We start from the raw sequence: 18,941 nt of genomic DNA on the forward strand, positions 1-18,941 counted from the left end.
CCAAAAAAAGTAGGGCCCTCCTGTCAGAACGGCGTGTTTCCGGCGTTAGACAGGAGATTTACCTGTGGTGAAACGTTTTAGTGACGAGTATCTGACGGTGTGTCTACACCGCCACCGGCGAACAATTGCTCGATATCGGCGGCATCAAATTGGTAGCGCTGATTGCAGAACTGGCAATCGACTTCGATCTGGCCGCCATGCTCGTTGATCAGCTCCAGCGCGTCATGCTTGCCCAGGCTCACCAGGGCATTGCCGGAGCGCTCACGGGAGCAGCTGCAGCGAAAATGCAGCGGCTGGATATCGAACAGTCGCACGGCATCCTCGTGATACAGCCGATGCAGCACAGTCTCGTTGTCCAGGCCCAGCAGTTCCTCGGCCTTCAGGGTATTGGCCAGCGCCTTGACGTGGTTCCAGCTTTCCTCGCGTTCCTCGATGTCCTTCTGGCGGTCGGCCGGCAGCTGCTGCACCAGCAGACCACGGGCACGAATGCCGTCGGCGGCCAGGGTGATGCAGGTGTTGACCTGCTGGGACATGACAAAATAGTTGGTGAAGCATTCCGACAGATCCTTGCCGTCCAGTTCCACCGTGCCCTGGTAGCGCTGGCCGTTGACCGGAATGATGGTCAGCACCAGGTGGCCGCCAGGCATCAGATCGGCGAGGGTTGCATCATCCTTGATCTGCTCGGCCGCATAACGGGCCAGGCCACGAATTTCGTGCTCGCTGGTGCACTCGATAGCCAGCAGGGGCACCGGCCCGCTCGACTGCGCCTGGAGGATCAGCAGGCCATCGAACTTCAGCGTACCGACCAGCAGCGCGGCTGCCGCCATCAGCTCGCCGAGCAGCTGTGCCACAGGCTGCGGATAAGGGTGCTTGGCCAGCACTTCGGCGTAGCTGCGCTCCAGCCCGACCATTTCACCGCGAACGTCGCGGTCGTCGAAAAGGAAGCGTTGTGTGTAGTCGGTATCTGGCAAATCGGACATGGGCTTTGGCTTTCTGAATGATGACAAAATAATTTCAAGGGCCTATAAAGCCCAGTCTAGAGCACCAGAATGGTGCACTCGTGGTTCGCAGCAAAGAGGTAGTTTATGGACAATTCTTCACTGTTCCAAGCAAGGTGGGCTTGGGGTCCCTTGATTCTCTGCACGGTTTTGCCCGTTGCTCTACTGTGTTTCTGGTTGTGGCCTGTTGGCCAGATCATCTGCCTGACTTTCGACGAATGGCTGTTTCACCTGCTCAACCGGCCACTGGCCGACAATAGCGTCTGGCGTTACATCTGGACCGTCGGCAGCCTGCGCCCGTTCGATATTGTCGTCGGCCTGATCCTCCTCAGCCTGCTGATCCGTGGCGACTGGGTATTCAAGGCCAGTCAGGTGCGCCAGGCCTTCTTCGGCTTCTTCTCTACCCTGGTCCTGCTGCTGGTGATCCGCGCGCTGTTCTCGAAATGGATGAACGCCATGGGCTGGCAGCACAACAGCCCGTCGATGGTGTTCAGCGATGCCATTCACCTCAGCGATTTCTACCCGCAACTTGAAGCACGCTGGGAACTCAAGGACCGCTCCAGCCAGAGCTTCCCTGGCGATCACGCCTCGGTGCTGCTGATCTGGGCGATGTTCATGAGCCTGTTCAGCCGCAAGCTGCTACAGCAATTGCTGGTCTGGGCTCTGGCGCTGCTGTTCATGTTGCCACGCCTGGTGGCCGGCGCGCACTGGGGCCAGGACGACTACATCGGCGGCGTGCTGATGGCGGTACTGGCCTTGGGCTGGAGCTGCTATACCCCGTTTGCCGCCAAGGCCAGCGCTACCCTGATGCGCCTGAGCGCACCGCTGTTCGAGCTCATGGCGCGGCTGCCACTGCTCGGGCGCCTGAATGTGGTCAACCCGCGCGCTTAACCGGCGCTGTCATGCAACTGATGCAGCTGGCGCCGCTGTTTCTTGGTGGGCCGGCCATCAGTACTGACCCCCAGGGCACCGGCCTTGCGCATCGCCGCAGCCTGTTCACGGCGGGCGATGCTCTGCGCGGTTTCCTCGTACAGCGCCTGGGCTTCAGGCGCGCCGCGACGCACTACCGACAACGCCTTGACCACCACCGTACGCTCTTCAAAGCCGGTACGCAGGACGAACTCATCGCCCAACCGCGGCTCCTTGCCCGGCTTGCAGCGCTCGCCCCGGCAATGCACCTTGCCACTTTCGATGGCCGCCTTGGCCAGCGCCCGGGTCTTGTAGAAGCGCGCCGCCCATAGCCATTTGTCCAGACGGACCTTGTCATCCTCTTCCGGCTTTTGTGCCATGACATTTCCCCACTTATTTTCGTAAAGGGAACTGTACTACCGTATCTGGCGGATGCAAAAAACACGCGGCGTGCTTACAGTTCACCGACCTGTCGTTCATGCCCGCCCTGGTGCCTGACGACTTACTACGCTGGTTGAGCATTTTGAAGACATTTGACCATTTGACCGTGATCGGCCTGCGCGAGTGGGTGGCCCTGCCGGACCTCGGCCTGGCCGGCCTGCGGGCCAAGATCGACACCGGCGCCAGCACCTCGAGCCTGCACGCCACCGAAGTCGAACCCTTCGAGCGCGATGGCGAGCAGTGGGTGCGTTTCAACGCCCATTTGGGTTCGGTGGTACAACTGCGTCACCGGCGCTGCGAGGCGCCGCTGGTGACGATGAAAACCATCAAGAGCTCCAACGGCCAGGCCCAGACCCGCTACGTGATCCGCACGCCTTTGGCGCTGGGTGACCGGGTGTGGGAGGTGGAATTCACCCTGGCCTGCCGCAAGGCCATGCGCTATCGCCTGTTGCTCGGTTCCAAAGCCCTGATCCATGGCCAGCTGGTGGTCAACCCGGGGCTCAAGTACGTTCAGGACAAGCCGGCATTCCCGGCCACTATCACTCCCTCCACAGGTGTTGCATGAAGATCGCCGTGCTGTCGCGAAACCCGCGTCTGTATTCCACTCGTCGCCTGGTCGAAGCCGGTACCGAACGAGGCCATGAGGTGGTTGTGATCGACACCCTGCGCGCTTATATGAACATTGCCAGCCACAAGCCGCAGATCCACTACCGCGGCAAGCCGCTGGAAAACTTCGACGCGGTGATCCCACGAATCGGCGCTTCGGTGACCTTCTACGGCTGCGCGGTGCTGCGCCAGTTCGAAATGATGGGGGTGTTCCCGCTCAACGAGTCGGTGGCCATCGCCCGCTCGCGGGACAAGCTGCGCTCGCTGCAGCTGTTGTCGCGCCGGGGTATCGGCCTGCCGGTCACCGGTTTTGCCCACTCGCCGGACGACATCCCCGACCTGATCCAGATGGTCAATGGCGCGCCGCTGGTGATCAAGGTGCTCGAAGGCACCCAGGGCATCGGCGTGGTGTTGTGCGAAACCACCAAGGCAGCCGAGTCGGTGATCGAAGCCTTCATGGGCCTGAAGCAGAACATCATGGTCCAGGAATACATCAAGGAAGCCGGTGGCGCCGACATCCGCTGTTTCGTGGTCGGCGACAAGGTCATCGCCTCGATGAAGCGCCAGGCCAAGCCCGGTGAGTTTCGCTCCAACCTGCACCGCGGCGGCAGCGCCAGCCTGATCAAAATCACCCCGGAAGAGCGCATGACCGCCATCCGCGCCGCCAAGGTCATGGGCCTGAGCGTGGCCGGTGTGGATATCCTGCGCTCCAATCACGGCCCGCTGGTGATGGAGGTGAACTCCTCGCCTGGCCTGGAAGGCATCGAAGTCACCACCGGCAAGAACGTCGCCGGGATGATCATCGAACACCTGGAGAAGAACGGCGGGCCGAACCTGACCCGCACCAAGGGCAAAGGCTAAACAGCGTCGCGCGGCAGCATCAGCCCCAGCGGCAGCCGCACCCGCGCCTCCAGGCCGCCGCCTGAACGGTTGCGCAACTGCACGTTGCCACCGTGCTGGGCGGCGATCCGCTTGACGATCGCCAGGCCCAGCCCGGTGCCCTTGCCGCTACGGGCACGGTCGCCGCGGATGAACGGGTTGAAGATGCCCTCCAGCTCGCCCGGGTCGATCCCGGCGCCGCGGTCGAGCACGCTCAGTACCACGTAGGGCGCGCCATTCTCGCCAGACACATAGGCCGCCACTTCGACGCCCTTGCCGGCGTGGTACAGGGCATTGCCGATCAGGTTGTTGAGCAAGCGCTTGAGCGACACCCGGCGCAGCGGGAACGGCGGGATCGGCTCCAGGCACAGGCGCACCTGTTCCTCGGGCTGGTTGAACGGCGCCACCACCTCACGCACCAGTTCACTGAAATCGACCTCTTCGACCGGCTCATCGCGACCATCGCGGATGAACGCCAAAAACTGGTCGAGAATCGCGTCCATGTCTTCGATATCGCGAACCATGTCGTCGGTCAGGTCGCTTTCGTTGGCCAGCAACGACAACGACAGGCGCAGGCGCGTCAGCGGTGTGCGCAGGTCATGGGAGACCCCGGCGAGCATCAGTTCACGCTCGCGCCCGGCCTGTTCGACATCCTCGGCCATCTGGTTGAAGGCACGGTACACCTCGGTCATTTCGCTCGGCGTATCGCTGATCGGCAAGCGCACGCTGCGCCCCTGGCCCAATTGCCGAGCGGCGAACACCAGACGCTTGAGCGGCTGGTTGAGCTGGCGCACGAAAATCCACGCCGAGGCGGTCGACAACAGGCCGATGGCCAGGAACCAGCCAAGCACGCTCCAGATCTTCTGCCCACGCAGCGGATGCGGATACAGCGGCACCTTCAGCCAGCCATCGCCCAGGCTCGGCGCCCGTACCCACAAGGCCGGCGGCGCATGTACACGCAGGCGCACCTCGGTGTCGGCGCCAAGTTCGGCCTGCATCTGGCGCTGGTAGATTTCGCTGTACGGCCAGTGCTGCTCACCCTCGGGCACCCCGGAGCCAACCACCCGGATCAGCCCCGCCGCCTCGGCGATCTTGTCGCGATCGGACTCATCGGCAGCCCAGTAGGCGCGCAGGGTCAGGGCCACGCCATGGCTGTATTGGCGGTCGACCAGCACGTCCTCGTTCATCAGCAGGTACACCAGGGTCAGGGCCTTGGAGAACAGCACGACGATCAGCACCAGCCAGAGGGTGCGGGCGAAGAAGCTTTGCGGGAACCACAGGGGCGTTTTCATCGACAACGGCTACACACTATGCGGGAACGAGCGGGGCTCGCAGGCTTTGCAAAGCGCTGCACAGGCAAAAACAGGGCAATCCCGAAGGCCTGCCCTGCTGGCGGTGAGCTACTCCTGCAAACGAAACATCACTTGCTGGCATTACCATCCGGGACAAACACATAACCAACGCCCCAGACGGTCTGGATATAACGCGGCTTGGACGGGTCGGGCTCGATCATCCGGCGCAGGCGCGAGATCTGCACGTCGATGGAGCGCTCGAGGGCGTCCCACTCGCGGCCACGGGCCAGGTTCATCAGCTTGTCGCGGGTCAGCGGCTCGCGGGCGTGCATGACCAGCGCCTTGAGCACGGCGAACTCACCGGTGGTGAGCATGTGCACTTCTTCGCCGCGCTTGAGTTCGCGGGTGGCCAGCGACAGCGCGTAGTCGCCGAAGGTGACGGTTTCGTCCTCGCTGCCCGGTGCACCCGGTACTGCCGGAGCCTGGCGGCGCAGCACGGCCTTGACCCGGGCCATTAGTTCGTCGGGGTTGAACGGCTTGGCCAGGTAGTCGTCGGCACCCAGCTCCAGGCCCTTGATACGGCTCAGCTCGTCGCCCTTGGCGGTGAGCATGATGATCGGGATCTGGTTGTTGGCGGCGCGCAGGCGGCGGCAGGCGGTCAGGCCGTCTTCGCCGGGCAGCATCAGGTCGAGCACCACCAGGTTGAAAACCTCGCGGGCCAGCAGGCGGTCCATCTGTTCGGTATTGGGTACTGCACGGGCGCGATAACCCTTGCTGGTGAAGAACCGTTCCAGCAGGCTGCTCAGGCCCGGGTCATCGTCGACGATGAGAATTTTGTCGCCTTCGGCGGTTTGTGCAGTGCTGCTCATGGGTAGCTCCTCTAATCTCGGCACGCATTATGGCTTAGCCATCAATGGCCGTGCCGTGTGCATTGTTAGCAGATTTTTCCCCGGGTGCCAGTATTGCCGGGCCGACAACTGGCCTGCTGCTATCACCGCAAGCCGGACGCGCTGGGTATAATGCGCCGCTTTCAGCCAGCGCCGCATTGACCACAAGCGCTCTACAGCGCCCGCCCGCGGCCTTTGTATTCACAATTTGTCAGGTGGTTTTATGGACAGCATCAACAGCCGCATCGCCGAGGAACTCGGTGTCCGCCCACAACAGGTCGAAGCGGCCGTGGCTCTACTTGATGAAGGTTCGACCGTGCCTTTTATCGCCCGTTACCGGAAAGAAGTCACCGGTAGCCTGGATGACACCCAGCTGCGCCACCTGGAAGAGCGCCTGCGCTACCTGCGCGAGCTGGACGAACGGCGTGTCAGCATCCTTGCCAGCATCGAAGAGCAAGGCAAGCTGACCCCGGAACTGGCCCGTGAAATCAAATTGGCCGACACCAAGACCCGCCTCGAAGACCTGTACCTGCCGTACAAGCAAAAGCGCCGCACCAAGGGCCAGATCGCCCTGGAAGCCGGCCTCGGCGAGCTGGCCGACGGCCTGCTGAGCGACCCGCAACTGAGCCCTGAAACCGAAGCCGCGCGTTTCGTCGACGCCGAAAAAGGCGTGGCCGATGTCAAAGCCGCCCTCGAAGGTGCCAAGTACATCCTCATGGAGCGCTTTGCCGAAGACGCCAGCCTGCTCGACAAGCTGCGCAGCTTTCTCAAGCAGGAATCGGTGCTCAGCGCCCGCCTGGTGGCCGGCAAGGAAGAGGAAGGGGCGAAGTTCCGTGACTACTTCGAGCACGACGAAGTGCTCAAGAGCGTACCGTCGCACCGCGCCCTGGCGATTTTCCGCGGCCGCAACGAAGGCGTGCTGTCCGCTTCGCTGAAAGTCGGCGAAGAACTGCCGGGCACCCTGCACCCGTGCGAAATAATGATCGCCGAGCGTTTCGGCCTGCAAAATCAGAACCGTCCTGCCGACAAATGGCTGGCCGAAGTGGTGCGCTGGACCTGGAAGGTCAAGCTCTACAGCCACCTTGAAACCGACCTGTTCGGCGAGCTGCGCGACAACGCCGAAGGCGAGGCGATCAACGTCTTCGCCCATAACCTGCACGACCTGCTGCTGGCCGCCCCGGCCGGCCCGCGCGCCACCCTGGGCCTGGACCCGGGCCTGCGCACCGGTTGCAAGGTCGCCGTGGTCGATGCCACCGGCAAGCTGCTGGACACCGCCACCGTCTACCCGCACGTACCAAAAAACCAGTGGGACCAGACCATCGCCGTGCTCGCCGCGCTGTGCGCCAAGCACTCGGTCGAGCTGATCGCCATCGGTAACGGCACCGCCAGCCGCGAAACCGACAAGCTCGCCGCCGAACTGATCAAAAAATATCCAGCCCTGAAAATGACCAAGGTCATGGTCTCCGAAGCCGGTGCTTCGGTGTACTCGGCCTCGGAGCTGGCGGCCAAGGAGTTCCCGGACCTCGACGTGTCGATCCGTGGCGCTGTGTCGATCGCCCGCCGCCTGCAAGACCCGCTGGCGGAACTGGTGAAGATCGAGCCGAAATCCATCGGTGTCGGCCAGTACCAGCACGATGTCTCGCAGTTGAAACTGGCCCGTGGCCTGGATGCGGTGGTCGAGGACTGCGTGAACGCCGTCGGCGTCGACGTCAACACCGCGTCGGTGGCACTACTGGCGCGCATCTCCGGCCTCAACAGCACCCTGGCACAGAACATCGTCGCCCACCGCGACGCCAACGGCGCCTTCAAGACCCGCGCCGCGCTGAAGAAAGTCAGCCGCCTGGGCGAAAAAACCTTCGAACAGGCCGCAGGCTTTCTGCGCGTCATGAACGGCGACAACCCGCTGGACGCCTCGGCGGTGCACCCGGAAGCCTACCCGCTGGTGCAACGCATTGCCGCCGAGACCGACCGTGACATCCGTTCGCTGATCGGCGACAGCGGCTTCCTCAAGCGCCTGGACCCGAAGAAGTTCACCGACGAAACCTTCGGCCTGCCGACGGTCACCGACATCCTCCAGGAACTGGACAAACCCGGCCGCGACCCACGCCCGGAGTTCAAGACCGCCGAGTTCCAGGAAGGCGTCGAAGACCTCAAGGACCTGCAACTGGGGATGATCCTCGAAGGCGTGGTGACCAACGTCACCAACTTCGGTGCCTTCGTCGACATCGGCGTACACCAGGATGGCCTGGTGCACATCTCGGCGCTGTCGGAGAAGTTCATCAAGGACCCGCGTGAAGCGGTCAAGGCCGGCGACGTGGTCAAGGTCAAGGTCATGGAAGTCGACATCCCGCGCAAACGCGTCGGCCTGTCGATGCGCATGAGCGACACCCCGGGCGAGAAGATCGACGGCGCCCGTGGCAGCCGCCCGGGCTCGGCCCCGCGCCAACAGAGTGCCCCGGCCCGCGCCAAGGAAACCCCGGCACCGGCCAACAACGCCATGGCCTCGCTGTTCGCCAACGCCAAGCAGCTGAAGAAGAAGTGATGACGGTTCCCGACGACGTCGTCTTCAGCGCCTTCAGCCAGTTGCTCGGCTGCCGTCTGCAACGCCTGGAAAACGGCGTTGCCGAGGTGGCCATGGCCCTGGAGCCGCACCTGCGCAACCGCGGCGGCAAGCTGCATGGCGGGGCAATCTTCAGCCTGGTCGACACCACCATGGGCCTGGCCTGCTCCAGTTCCCATGGTTTCGACCAGCAGAGCGTGACCCTCGAATGCAAGATCAACTACCTGCGCGCGGTCAGCGAAGGTGACGTGCTGTGCATCGCCCGGGTGCTGCATGCCGGGCGGCGCACGCTGGTGGTCGACGCCGATGTACTCCAGGGCGACAAACTGGTGGCAAAAGCACAGGGGACTTTCGTCGTCCTCTAGCCGCAAATGGCCAAACTGCGGTACTTTCGGCAGAGCGCAGGCGCTGCCGAAAGCCGGCCAAAACCAGGCGACAACGCCAGTTCCTCTGTCCACCCTTGTAGACCGTCATCTCTACCCCCATATTGGGGCGACTGACGCGTGAAGGAATCCATCTTGAGCGAACTTCTCAACCGCCGCCTGAGCCTGCTCGGCCAAGGCGACAACCTCTCCCTGCTCAAGCAGTGCCTGCACGGCATCGAGCGTGAATGCCTGCGTGTGACCGAGGAAGGTCGTCTGGCCCAGACTCCGCACCCCGAAGCCCTGGGCGCGGCGTTGACCCACGAGCAGATCACCACGGACTACTCGGAGTCGCTGCTGGAGTTCATCACCCCAGCCCTGGCGGACCCGGCGCAGACCCTCGAAAGCCTGGAGAACATCCACCGCTTCGCTTACACCAAGCTTGGCAACGAGTTCCTCTGGAGCCCGTCGATGCCCTGCCCGCTGCCGGCCGAGGAAGACATTCCGATCGCCTGGTACGGCACCTCCAACATCGGTCAGCTCAAGTACGTCTACCGCAAGGGCCTGGCCCTGCGCTACGGCCGCACCATGCAGTGCATCGCCGGGATTCACTACAATTTCTCGCTGCCAGAGAACCTCTGGCCGCTGCTGCGCGCCGCGGAACACAGCACGGCGGATGATCGCGACTATCAGTCGTCGGCCTACATCGCCCTGATCCGCAACTTCCGTCGCTACAGCTGGCTGCTGATGTACCTGTTCGGCGCCTCGCCGGCCCTGGATGCCGGCTTCTTGCGTGGCCGCCCGCACCAGCTTGAGCAGTTCGACGCCGACACCCTGTACCTGCCCTACGCCACCAGCCTGCGCATGAGCGACCTGGGTTACCAGAGCAACGCCCAGGCCGGCCTGACGCCGTGCTACAACAACCTCGCCAGCTACACCGACAGCCTGCGCAAGGCGGTGGCCACGCCGTACGCGCCCTATGTCGAGATCGGTACGCACAAGGATGGCGAGTGGGTTCAGCTGAACACCAACATCCTGCAGATCGAAAACGAGTACTACTCCAACATTCGCCCCAAGCGCGTCACCTACAGCGGCGAGCGGCCGATCCAGGCGCTGATGGCCCGTGGCATCCAGTACGTCGAAGTACGCTGCCTGGACATCAACCCGTTCCTGCCCACCGGTATCGACCTGCCGCAAGCGCGTTTCCTCGACGCCTTCCTGCTGTTCTGCGCCCTGGAAGACAGCCCGCTGCTGGGCAACCAGGAATGCGGTAACTGCACCGGCAACTTCCTCAGCGTGGTCAAGGAAGGTCGCCGCCCGGGCCTGCAACTGCAGCGTGACGGCCAGCCGGTCGAACTCAAGCAGTGGGCCGATGAATTGCTCGAACGCATCGCGCCACTGGCCGAACTGCTTGACCGCAGCCAGGGCGGCGACGAACACGCCAAGGCCCTGCAGGCGCAGAAAGCCAAGGTCAGCGACCCTGCCCTGACGCCATCGGCGCAGGTGCTGGCGAGCATGACCGAGCACAAGGAAAGCTTCAGCCGCTTCGCCTTGCGCCAAAGCCAGGTGCATGCCGAGTTCTTCCGCGCCCAGGCCCTTTCAGCCGAGCAGCAGCAAGGTTTCGAAAGCGCAGCGCGCCAGTCCCTGGAAGCCCAGGCTAAGCTTGAGCGTGAAGAGGACAAGGCTGATTTCGACCTGTTCGTCAGCGCTTACCAGGCGAGCATCCTGGCGATCAGCAACTGACATGACCCGCACTGCTACCCCGCGCAAACCCCGGGCCCGCAGCCAGGCGAGGATCGATTCGATCCTCGAGGCGGCGCGCACGCTGCTGGCCAGCGAAGGGGTGGCCAGCCTGTCGATTTACAGCGTGGCCGAGCGCGCGCAGATTCCGCCGTCGTCGGTGTATCACTTCTTCGCCAGTGTCCCGGCGTTGCTTGAAGCACTCACCGCCGACGTGCACGGCGCCTTTCGCGCCTGCCTTGAAGCACCGATTGATTCAGCGGCGCTGAACACCTGGCACGACCTGTCGCGCCTGGTCGAGCAGCGCATGCTGGTGATCTACAACGAAGACGCCGCGGCCCGGCAATTGATTCTCGCCCAGCATGGCCTGAGCGAAGTGACCCAGGCTGACCGCCAGCACGACATCGAGCTGGGCGACCTGATGCACAGGCTGTTTGCCGCGCATTTCCAGTTGCCGGTGTTACCGGAAGATGTCGATGTGTTTGCCCTGGCCATGGAACTGGGTGACCGGGTGTATGCCCGTTCGGTGCAGTTGCATGGGCAGATTACGCCGCGCATGGCCGAGGAAGGGATGCGGGTGTTTGATGCGTATCTGGGCTTGTACCTACCGCCCTTCTTGCCGAAACGCTGATGGCCTCATCGCTGGCAAGCCAGCTCCCACAGGGACTGTATACACCGAACCTTGTGGGAGCTGGCTTGCCTGCGATGCAAGGCAAAGCCTTGCCCTGGTAGTCAGAGCTTGGCGATCGACACTTCGGTCGACTTCACAAAGGCAATCACCTCGCTGCCAATAGTCAGTTCCAGCTCACGCACTGAACGGGTGGTGATCACCGAGGTGACGATACCCGAGGCGGTCTGCACGTCGATTTCCGACAATACCGGGCCTTCGAGGATTTCTTTGACGGTGCCTTTGAACTGGTTGCGTACGTTGATCGCTTTGATAGTCATCTGCTTGGTTCCTTACAGGTCAGAGAGCCCAACGCAATTGCGTCGGCAAAGGTGCGACAGGTTCCGGCTCGGGCGGTGTGCCCGGAATCGACAGAACCCGGTTGAGAACTTCGGTTTCCAGTGCAGCCAGGCGGTGTGAGCCGCGTACCCGCGGGCGTGGCAGGTCGACGATAAGGTCCAGGCCCACCTCGCCGTCTTCGATGAGAATCACCCGGTCGGCTACCGCCACCGCCTCGCTGACGTCGTGGGTAACCAGCAACACGGTGAAGCCGTGCTGGCGCCACAGCCGTTCGATCAACTGCTGCATCTCGATCCGGGTCAGGGCATCCAGTGCCCCCAGCGGCTCATCGAGCAGCAACAGGCGTGGCTGGTGAATCAGTGCCCGGGCCAGGGCCACGCGCTGCTTCTGGCCACCCGACAAGGCCGCCGGCCATTCATTGGCACGCTCGGCCAGGCCGACCGCTGCCAGCGCTTCCCGCGCCCGTGGCCGCCAATTGCCCGAGAGGCCCAGGCCAACGTTGTCGATAACCTTCTTCCACGGCAGCAGGCGCGCTTCCTGGAACATCAGGCGGGTGTCTTCCTGGGCTTCGCGCAGCGGCGCGGAACCTGCCAGCAACTCGCCGCCACTGGGTTGGTCGAGGCCGGCGAGCAAGCGCAGCAAGGTGCTCTTGCCGCAGCCACTGCGCCCGACAATGGCGACGAACTGCCCGGCCGGAATGTGCAGGTCGATATCGCGCAGTACCTGGCGCTGGCCGAAGGTCTTCTGCAGGTTCTGCGCCGCCAGCGGAATCCCGCGCAGCAGCCGTGGTGGTGGATCCTTGAGGATGGTCATGCGCCCTCTCCCCTGCTCGCTTGATAGGCCGGATGCCAGCGCAGCCAGACCCGCTCGAGGCCGCGTGCGGCCAGATCGGCAAGCTTGCCGAGCACGGCATAGAGAACGATGGCCAGGACCACCACATCGGTTTGCAGGAACTCGCGGGCGTTCATTGCCAGGTAGCCGATGCCGGCGTTAGCCGAAATGGTTTCGGCAACGATCAGGGTCAGCCACATAAAGCCCAGGGCAAAGCGCACGCCGACCAGGATCGACGGCAAGGCACCGGGCAGAATCACCTGGCGAAACAACTCGAAGCCGGACAAACCATAGCTGCGGGCCATTTCCACCAGCGCCGGGTCGACGTTGCGGATGCCGTGGTAGGTGTTCAGGTAGATCGGGAACAAAGTGCCCAGGGCCACCAGGAAAATCTTTGCCGACTCGTCGATGCCGAACCACAGGATCACCAGCGGAATCAGCGCCAGGTGAGGTACGTTGCGGATCATCTGCACCGAACTGTCGAGCAGGCGTTCGCCCCATTTCGACAGGCCGGTGATAAAGCCCAGCGCCAGGCCGATGGCACCGCCAATCACAAAACCGACGGCGGCGCGCCAGCCACTGATTGCCAGATGGGTCCAGATCTCGCCGCTGCGTACCAGCTCGACGCCAGCGCTTAATACCGCGCTGGGCGCCGGCAAAATCCGCGTCGACAGCCAGCCGACGCTGACTGCCAGTTGCCAGACCGCCAACAACAGCAGCGGCAACGCCCAGGGCGCCAGGCGTTGCTGCCAGGGAGTGGATTTACGACTCATGGCCCGGCCCTCAGCGCTGCGCCGAGGATTTAGGCAGGATGTCGTTGGCGACCATCTCGCCGAACGGGCTCACGTAGCCACCGCTTTGCGGCAGTTGCGGGCGCTCCACGTCCAGGTGCGGGAACAGCAGCTCGGCGACCCGGTACGACTCTTCCAGGTGTGGATAACCGGAGAAGATGAAGGTATCGATGCCCAATGCTGCGTATTCCTTGACCCGCTCGGCCACAGTCGGGCCGTCGCCGACCAGCGCCGTGCCGGCACCGCCGCGCACCAGGCCGACACCGGCCCAGAGGTTGGGGCTGACTTCGAGGTTGTCGCGGTTGCCGCCATGCAGCGCGGCCATGCGTTGCTGGCCGACCGAATCGAAGCGTGCCAGCGAGGCCTGGGCGCGGGCGATGGTGTCGTCGTCCAGGTGCGAGATCAGCCGCTCGGCGGCCTGCCAGGCTTCGGCGTTGGTTTCGCGCACGATCACGTGCAGGCGGATGCCGAAGCGCACCGTGCGGCCTTGCTTGGCGGCCTTGGCGCGCACTTGCTCGATCTTCTCGGCCACCGCCGCAGGCGGCTCGCCCCAGGTCAGGTACAGCTCGACCTGCTCGGCTGCCAGGTCCTGGGCCGCTTCTGAAGAGCCGCCAAAGTACAGCGGCGGACGCGGCTGCTGGATCGGCGGATAGAGCAGCTTGGCGCCTTTGACCTGGATGTGCTGGCCGTCGTAGTCGACGGTTTCGCCTTCCAGCACCCGGCGCCAGATGCGGGTAAATTCCACCGAGGCCTGGTAGCGCTCTTCATGGCTGAGGAACAGGCCGTCACCGGACAGCTCTTCCGGATCGCCGCCGGTGACCAGGTTGAACAAGGCACGGCCACCGGAAAGACGATCCAGGGTTGCCGCCTGACGCGCCGCTACGGTCGGCGAGATGATCCCCGGGCGCAGCGCGACCAGGAACTTCAAGCGCTGGGTTACCGGGATCAGCGACGCGGCAACCAGCCAGGAGTCCTCGCAGGAACGCCCGGTCGGAATCAACACGCCACCAAAACCGAGGCGGTCGGCGGCCTGGGCAATCTGCTGCAGGTAGCCGTGATCGACGGCGCGCGCGCCCTCGGCGGTGCCAAGGTAATGGCCGTCGCCATGGGTGGGAAGAAACCAGAATACGTTGAGGCTCATTGGAGTTGTCTCCTAGGGGTGGCGCAGACCGGGGCGGCGCCCCGGCGCGGGCAAATCGTCAAGGGGCGCTGGCGACCTTGGCCGGCGGGGTCCAGATCACATCCTTGATGCTCAAGGGTTTGGGAATCAGCTTGAGCGTCTTGAAGGTGTCGGCGATCTTCTGCTGGGCAGCGATCACTTGCGGGGTCAGGAAGGCAGCGCCGTAGCCCTGGCGCTTGACCGAGGTCAGGGTGATGTCGGCCGGCAGGCCGAGCAGCGGCGCGACCTGGTCAGTGACTTCCTGCGGGTTGGCCTTGGACCACTCGCCCACCGCGCGCACTTCATCGACCAGCGCGCTGATCACTTCAGGGTGCTTTTGCGCATAAGGCTTGGTCGCCAGGTAGAACTGGTGGTTGTCGACGATGCCCTGGCCATCGCGCAGGGTGCGCGCCTGCAGCTGCTGCTCGGCAGCCGCCTGGTACGGGTCCCAGATCACCCAGGCATCGACGCTGCCGCGCTCGAAGGCGGCGCGGGCATCGGCGGGCGGCAGGAACACCGGCTGGATGTCGCTGTACTTGAGGCCGGCGTCTTCCAGGGCGCGGACCAGCAGGTAGTGAACGTTGGAGCCTTTGTTCAGCGCGACTTTCTTGCCCTTGAGTTCCTTCACCGACTGGATCGGCGAGCCCTTGGGCACCAGGATCGCTTCGCTGTGCGGCGCCGGCGGCTCGTAGGCGACATACAGCAGGTCGGCGCCAGCGGCCTGGGCGAACACCGGCGGCGTCTCGCCGGTGACGCCGAAGTCGATCGAGCCGACGTTCAGGCCTTCGAGCAGTTGCGGGCCACCGGGAAATTCAGTCCATTGCACCTGCACGCCCTGGGCGGCAAGGCGTTTTTCCAGCGTGCCCTTGGCTTTGAGCAACACCAGGGTGCCGTACTTCTGGTAACCGATACGCAGGCTTTCAGCCTGGGCTTGAGTAATGGCGCCGAAGGACACAGCCGCAGCAAACAGAGCGACCAGACCACGACGCAAAATGACAGTGCGCATAGCGCTCTCCTTTGCTGTTGGGGTTCAGGCTGCACCTGCTTGCCCGTTGGCGGGCGAGTAAGGTGGGAATTACAGGTAACGGGTGGTAAGCCTCAGATGCTCCAGCGAGCACTGAGCAGACGTTCATTCAACACGCCCGGGGCAACCGGTTTGGGTCGACGCGCCAGGGCGCTGTGGAACAGTTCGAGCGATTCCAGCAGGCGCTGCTCCAGCGCCGGCGCCAGTTGCGCGGCGGCACTGCCTTCGCCGTAGGCGATCTGGCTGTCGTCGGCGAAGATGCCTTGCAGGGTTTCCTGGGCCTTGAGCGCAGACAGTACCGGCTTGAGCGCGTAGTCCACAGCGAGCATGTGGGCGATGCTGCCGCCGGTTGCGATCGGCAGCACCACCTTGTGGTTCAGGGCGCGTTCGGGCAGCAGGTCGAGCAGGGTTTTCAGCGCACCGGCAAACGAAGCCTTGTACACCGGAGTGGCAACCACCAAGCCGTCGGCCTGCTCTACCAACTGCAGAAAATGCTGCACCCTGGGGCTGTCGAAGCGTGCATGCAGCAGGTCTTCGGCGGGAAAGTCGCGCACCTGGAATGTCACCACTTCCACGCCCTGGCCCTGCAGCCACTGGCGGCTGCGCTCAAGCAGGACGCCGGAGCGCGAACGCAGACTGGGACTACCACCGAGAGAAACAACCAGCATTGGAGCGCATCCTTGATCGTGTTCTAGAGGGCCGCGAGTTGCAGTTCTCGCTGGAGTGGAGTGACCTTAACAGCTCGATACATATATCTATAAATCATATTTTTTCATTTGTTTATTCTTTACGGAACTATATGAGCATCGCGGGGCAAGCCCGCTCCTACCGGCCTCCAGGGGAATAAAAAAAGGGCCGTAAACGGCCCGAGTTCCCTGCTATGGCTAAAGATCAACGATTGGGTTGCGGGGTCAGGCGCAGGTATGGCTTGACCGCCCGGTAACCCTTGGGAAAGCGGCGCTTGATTTCGTCTTCATCCTTGAGCGATGGCACGATCACCACTTCGTCACCGTCCTGCCAGTTGGCCGGGGTGGCAACCTTGTGGTTGTCGGTCAGTTGCAGCGAATCGATTACCCGCAAGATCTCGTGGAAGTTGCGCCCGGTGCTGGCCGGGTAGGTGATGGTCAGACGGATCTTCTTGTTCGGGTCGATGACGAACAGGGAACGCACCGTCAGGGTGTCGCTGGCATTGGGATGAATCAGGTCGTAGAGGTCGGAAACCTTGCGATCGGCATCAGCCAGGATCGGGAAGTTGACGACAGTGTTCTGGGTTTCGTTGATGTCTTCGATCCAGCGGTGGTGCGAATCGACCGGGTCCACCGACAGGGCAATGGCCTTGACCCCGCGCTCGGCGAACTGCTCCTTGAGCTTGGCGGTGAAACCCAGTTCGGTGGTGCACACCGGAGTAAAGTCGGCCGGGTGGGAGAACAGCACGCCCCAGCTGTCGCCCAGCCATTCGTGGAAGCGGATCTTGCCGGCGCTGGAATCCTGTTCGAAGTCGGGGGCGATATCGCCGAGTCTGAGGCTCATGGTGCGGCTCCTTGGCTGGGTTCGTTATGGCTTCACTGTGCCTGCTTCCTGCTGAAATTAAAAAGAATAAATATTGATTTATTTAGAACTAACAGAAATATCAAAAAACAGGCAAAACAACGCCCGCGCGGCACAGGGCCGGGCGGGCGCGCTTTTCTCGCCTTACAGCAGCGGGATGGAGTAGCTGAGGATCAGACGGTTTTCGTCCTGGTCCTTGGTGTTGGCAATATCGCTGCGCCAGGTGGCGTTTTTCCACATGATGCCCAGGCCCTTGAGGGTGCCTTCCGGTACCACGTAGGCCACGGTGATATCACGTTCCCACTCGGTACGGTCACCGATTGCTGAATCGATGTTATCGCCTTTGAGGTAGGTGACGCCGGCAGTAGCGCCCGCCAGGCCGACCTTGGCGAAATCGTAAGAGTAGCGAGCCTGCCAGGTACGCTCACCGGCACGGCCGAACTTCTGGATCTGCGAGTCGGTGATGGTGTAGTTGGACGAGCCGTCACCCTGGTTCAGCCAAGGGAAGTCGCTGTCGCCGCTGGAGACCTGGTAACCGCCACCGAAGGTGTGACCCTGGACGGTGTAGAGGAACAGGGCGCTGTACAGATCGTTATCAACCTTGCCCTTGGTGCCGTTGCCGTACCAGCCGCTGGTGAAGTAGGCCGGATCGTTGCTGTTGGCGCCGTCGTCGGTGCTGTGGAAGTAACGGAAGTCGGACTTCAGCACGCCCGGGCCAATTGCCCAGTTGTGTACCGCACCGAGGAAGTGCTGTTTGTAGAAGTCTTCCAGGTTGCCGTAGTAGTACTGCAGCAGCAGGTCCTTGGTGACCTTGTAGTCGGCACCGGCGTAGAGGAACTTGTTGCTGAACTTGCCGGTACGGGCGTTGTTGGCGCCAGCAATCGACATTTCTTCGTTGTTGCTGGAGTTACGGCCTTTGACGTGCTCGATCTGACCACCGATCAGGGTCAGGTCCTTGAACTCGTTCGAGGTGATCTGGCCACCTTCGAAAGTTTGCGGCAGCAGGCGACCGTCGTTGTACGAAATGACCGGCAGCTTCGGCAGCAGGGTACCGTAGCGCAATTCGGTCTGGGAAATCTTGGCCTTGGCGGTCAGGCCCAGGCTGGAGTATTCGTCGACTGCACGACCGCTGCTGTCGGTCGGGAACACCGAGCCGGCGTAGGAGGCGCTGGTCGGGTTGCCATGACGGCCCTTGCCCGAATCCAGCCGCACGCCCAACAGGGCAATAGCGTCAACACCAAAGCCGACGGTGCCCTGGGTGAAGCCCGAGGCGTAATCGACCTGGAAGCCCTGACCCCATTCTTCCTGGTAGTTGGTGCTGGTGTTGGTACCGTGGTTACGGTTGTCGGTGTTGATATAGAAGTTGCGCAGCTTCAGTGTTGCCTTGCTGTCTTCGATGAAGCCGGCAGCACCCGCCTGCTGGGCCAGAACCCCAACGGCCACGGCAAGTGCCAAGGTGGACTTGTACATGTTTTGCTCCTCTACGTTCTAATTCTTGTGTGTCGCTTACGGCAGGATCTTTGTGTCCCGCTCGACGTCGATGGGCGATTAGCACCAAAGGGTGACCGTCAAGTCAATCGTAACTATTCATTTCACTACTTTGGTCTAATGCACCAGCGGTGGGGGTGAAGGATAATGACAATCCTATAAATCCAAAAAGACTTATTTCGTAATTTTTCAGATTATTACGGAATATCACCCAAGATTTTTCTTCGCTGCCGTTATCGGCACATAAGCTAATTCCTAAAGGATATTTCAAAGCGGTTTTTTAGATCGCTTAGCTTCGTCGATCCTTCCCCTTCGACAAAGTAGCCCTCATGGCCAGGCCATCATTGCGTTTCCTCTGCGCCCTGACCTTGACCAGCGTCACTTTTGTCGCCCAGGCCGATGGCGCCTATAGGCTGGAGCGGGCTTGCCCCGCGATGACTCCCCCCTTTCGCACGCCTT

Annotated in this window: 19 protein-coding genes; 7 read left to right on the top strand and 12 right to left on the bottom strand. The window is 62.6% G+C overall.

Annotated features, from left to right (window positions below; all coding sequences use genetic code 11):
* Window positions 1–77 precede the first annotated feature (77 nt).
* Entirely contained in the window at window positions 78–980 is a 903-nt protein-coding gene (gene hslO / locus ACIOVF_RS15685; protein WP_045201165.1) for an Hsp33 family molecular chaperone HslO, read from the bottom strand.
* Window positions 981–1,085: 105 nt separating this feature from the next.
* Here hslO and ACIOVF_RS15690 point away from each other — a divergent pair, with 105 nt between their 5' ends.
* Window positions 1,086–1,889 carry a phosphatase PAP2 family protein gene (locus tag ACIOVF_RS15690; protein ID WP_401290651.1) on the top strand — a complete coding sequence of 268 codons (804 nt, stop codon included), beginning with the start codon at window positions 1,086–1,088 and terminating at the stop codon, window positions 1,887–1,889.
* On the opposite strand, the gene ACIOVF_RS15695 is transcribed toward ACIOVF_RS15690, so the two are convergent.
* Window positions 1,886–2,287, bottom strand: coding sequence for an RNA-binding S4 domain-containing protein (locus ACIOVF_RS15695; protein ID WP_401290654.1), 402 nt, complete (start codon window positions 2,285–2,287; stop codon window positions 1,886–1,888). The two genes, ACIOVF_RS15690 and ACIOVF_RS15695, sit on opposite strands and share 4 nt — an antisense overlap.
* 209 nt (window positions 2,288–2,496) lie before the next feature.
* On the opposite strand from ACIOVF_RS15695, the gene ACIOVF_RS15700 reads away from it, so the two are divergent.
* A complete protein-coding gene (locus ACIOVF_RS15700; protein ID WP_371128664.1) occupies window positions 2,497–2,913 on the top strand; it encodes an ATP-dependent zinc protease in 417 nt (138 codons plus the stop codon).
* Window positions 2,910–3,815 (top strand): 30S ribosomal protein S6--L-glutamate ligase, encoded by a 906-nt coding sequence (gene rimK / locus ACIOVF_RS15705; RefSeq protein WP_010221234.1) that lies wholly within the window; start codon window positions 2,910–2,912, stop codon window positions 3,813–3,815. Before ACIOVF_RS15700 ends, rimK begins: the two co-directional genes overlap by 4 nt.
* Here rimK and ACIOVF_RS15710 read toward each other — a convergent pair.
* Together ACIOVF_RS15710 and ompR are read right to left on the bottom strand one after the other, a co-directional pair.
* A complete protein-coding gene (locus ACIOVF_RS15710; RefSeq protein ID WP_038998193.1) occupies window positions 3,812–5,125 on the bottom strand; it encodes an ATP-binding protein in 1,314 nt (437 codons plus the stop codon). The two genes, rimK and ACIOVF_RS15710, sit on opposite strands and share 4 nt — an antisense overlap.
* Before the next feature lie 128 nt (window positions 5,126–5,253).
* The gene (ompR, locus tag ACIOVF_RS15715; RefSeq protein ID WP_195885264.1) at window positions 5,254–5,994 is read right to left on the bottom strand and encodes a two-component system response regulator OmpR; all 741 of its coding nucleotides are present in this window, start codon (window positions 5,992–5,994) and stop codon (window positions 5,254–5,256) included.
* Between the two features lie 241 nt (window positions 5,995–6,235).
* Here ompR and ACIOVF_RS15720 point away from each other — a divergent pair, with 241 nt between their 5' ends.
* The 4 genes from ACIOVF_RS15720 (at window position 6,236) to ACIOVF_RS15735 (ending at window position 11,305) form a co-directional block, all read left to right on the top strand.
* Window positions 6,236–8,554, top strand: a complete 2,319-nt coding sequence (locus ACIOVF_RS15720; RefSeq protein WP_401290659.1) for a Tex family protein — start codon at window positions 6,236–6,238, stop codon at window positions 8,552–8,554.
* A complete protein-coding gene (locus ACIOVF_RS15725) occupies window positions 8,554–8,937 on the top strand; it encodes a PaaI family thioesterase (protein WP_045201161.1) in 384 nt (127 codons plus the stop codon). Before ACIOVF_RS15720 ends, ACIOVF_RS15725 begins: the two co-directional genes overlap by 1 nt.
* A 153-nt stretch (window positions 8,938–9,090) precedes the next feature.
* Window positions 9,091–10,677 (top strand): glutamate--cysteine ligase, encoded by a 1,587-nt coding sequence (gene gshA / locus ACIOVF_RS15730; protein WP_401290662.1) that lies wholly within the window; start codon window positions 9,091–9,093, stop codon window positions 10,675–10,677.
* A gap of 1 nt (window position 10,678) precedes the next feature.
* On the top strand, window positions 10,679–11,305 hold the full coding sequence (locus tag ACIOVF_RS15735; protein WP_401290665.1) for a TetR/AcrR family transcriptional regulator: 627 nt from the start codon (window positions 10,679–10,681) through the stop codon (window positions 11,303–11,305).
* A gap of 101 nt (window positions 11,306–11,406) precedes the next feature.
* Here the strand turns inward: ACIOVF_RS15735 and ACIOVF_RS15740 are convergent, their stop codons facing one another.
* The 8 genes from ACIOVF_RS15740 to ACIOVF_RS15775 form a co-directional block, all read right to left on the bottom strand.
* Entirely contained in the window at window positions 11,407–11,622 is a 216-nt protein-coding gene (locus tag ACIOVF_RS15740; protein ID WP_010221227.1) for a molybdopterin-binding protein, read from the bottom strand.
* A 19-nt stretch (window positions 11,623–11,641) separates the two neighbouring features.
* Window positions 11,642–12,454 (bottom strand): aliphatic sulfonates ABC transporter ATP-binding protein, encoded by an 813-nt coding sequence (gene ssuB / locus ACIOVF_RS15745; RefSeq protein WP_401290668.1) that lies wholly within the window; start codon window positions 12,452–12,454, stop codon window positions 11,642–11,644.
* Window positions 12,451–13,245, bottom strand: a complete 795-nt coding sequence (ssuC, locus tag ACIOVF_RS15750; RefSeq protein ID WP_045201157.1) for an aliphatic sulfonate ABC transporter permease SsuC — start codon at window positions 13,243–13,245, stop codon at window positions 12,451–12,453. The genes ssuB and ssuC overlap by 4 nt, the downstream gene beginning before the upstream one ends.
* Before the next feature lie 10 nt (window positions 13,246–13,255).
* Window positions 13,256–14,404, bottom strand: coding sequence for an FMNH2-dependent alkanesulfonate monooxygenase (gene ssuD / locus ACIOVF_RS15755; protein ID WP_045201156.1), 1,149 nt, complete (start codon window positions 14,402–14,404; stop codon window positions 13,256–13,258).
* Between the two features lie 58 nt (window positions 14,405–14,462).
* Window positions 14,463–15,428, bottom strand: coding sequence for a sulfonate ABC transporter substrate-binding protein (locus ACIOVF_RS15760; protein WP_045201155.1), 966 nt, complete (start codon window positions 15,426–15,428; stop codon window positions 14,463–14,465).
* Window positions 15,429–15,520: 92 nt separating this feature from the next.
* On the bottom strand, window positions 15,521–16,114 hold the full coding sequence (gene ssuE, locus ACIOVF_RS15765; protein ID WP_045201154.1) for an NADPH-dependent FMN reductase: 594 nt from the start codon (window positions 16,112–16,114) through the stop codon (window positions 15,521–15,523).
* A 223-nt stretch (window positions 16,115–16,337) separates the two neighbouring features.
* Window positions 16,338–16,976: a peroxiredoxin gene (locus ACIOVF_RS15770; protein WP_045201153.1), complete on the bottom strand. Its 639-nt coding sequence runs from the start codon at window positions 16,974–16,976 to the stop codon at window positions 16,338–16,340.
* Between the two features lie 162 nt (window positions 16,977–17,138).
* Window positions 17,139–18,464, bottom strand: a complete 1,326-nt coding sequence (locus ACIOVF_RS15775; RefSeq protein ID WP_045201152.1) for an OprD family porin — start codon at window positions 18,462–18,464, stop codon at window positions 17,139–17,141.
* Between the last annotated feature and the right edge of the window lie 477 nt (window positions 18,465–18,941).

This window comes from Pseudomonas sp. NPDC087612, assembly GCF_044743505.1.
Lineage (GTDB): Bacteria > Pseudomonadota > Gammaproteobacteria > Pseudomonadales > Pseudomonadaceae > Aquipseudomonas.

Excerpts from the sequence above, each read along its gene's own strand:
- hslO (WP_045201165.1), bottom strand. The coding sequence starts at position 980 with ATGTCCGATTTGCCAGATACCGACTACACACAACGCTTCCTTTTCGAC.
- ACIOVF_RS15690 (WP_401290651.1), top strand. The coding sequence starts at position 1,086 with ATGGACAATTCTTCACTGTTCCAAGCAAGGTGGGCTTGGGGTCCCTTG.
- ACIOVF_RS15695 (WP_401290654.1), bottom strand. The coding sequence starts at position 2,287 with ATGGCACAAAAGCCGGAAGAGGATGACAAGGTCCGTCTGGACAAATGG.
- rimK (WP_010221234.1), top strand. The coding sequence starts at position 2,910 with ATGAAGATCGCCGTGCTGTCGCGAAACCCGCGTCTGTATTCCACTCGT.
- ACIOVF_RS15710 (WP_038998193.1), bottom strand. The coding sequence starts at position 5,125 with ATGAAAACGCCCCTGTGGTTCCCGCAAAGCTTCTTCGCCCGCACCCTC.
- ompR (WP_195885264.1), bottom strand. The coding sequence starts at position 5,994 with ATGAGCAGCACTGCACAAACCGCCGAAGGCGACAAAATTCTCATCGTC.
- ACIOVF_RS15720 (WP_401290659.1), top strand. The coding sequence starts at position 6,236 with ATGGACAGCATCAACAGCCGCATCGCCGAGGAACTCGGTGTCCGCCCA.
- ACIOVF_RS15725 (WP_045201161.1), top strand. The coding sequence starts at position 8,554 with ATGACGGTTCCCGACGACGTCGTCTTCAGCGCCTTCAGCCAGTTGCTC.
- ACIOVF_RS15735 (WP_401290665.1), top strand. The coding sequence starts at position 10,679 with ATGACCCGCACTGCTACCCCGCGCAAACCCCGGGCCCGCAGCCAGGCG.
- ACIOVF_RS15740 (WP_010221227.1), bottom strand. The coding sequence starts at position 11,622 with ATGACTATCAAAGCGATCAACGTACGCAACCAGTTCAAAGGCACCGTC.
- ssuB (WP_401290668.1), bottom strand. The coding sequence starts at position 12,454 with ATGACCATCCTCAAGGATCCACCACCACGGCTGCTGCGCGGGATTCCG.
- ssuC (WP_045201157.1), bottom strand. The coding sequence starts at position 13,245 with ATGAGTCGTAAATCCACTCCCTGGCAGCAACGCCTGGCGCCCTGGGCG.
- ssuD (WP_045201156.1), bottom strand. The coding sequence starts at position 14,404 with ATGAGCCTCAACGTATTCTGGTTTCTTCCCACCCATGGCGACGGCCAT.
- ACIOVF_RS15760 (WP_045201155.1), bottom strand. The coding sequence starts at position 15,428 with ATGCGCACTGTCATTTTGCGTCGTGGTCTGGTCGCTCTGTTTGCTGCG.
- ssuE (WP_045201154.1), bottom strand. The coding sequence starts at position 16,114 with ATGCTGGTTGTTTCTCTCGGTGGTAGTCCCAGTCTGCGTTCGCGCTCC.
- ACIOVF_RS15770 (WP_045201153.1), bottom strand. The coding sequence starts at position 16,976 with ATGAGCCTCAGACTCGGCGATATCGCCCCCGACTTCGAACAGGATTCC.
- ACIOVF_RS15775 (WP_045201152.1), bottom strand. The coding sequence starts at position 18,464 with ATGTACAAGTCCACCTTGGCACTTGCCGTGGCCGTTGGGGTTCTGGCC.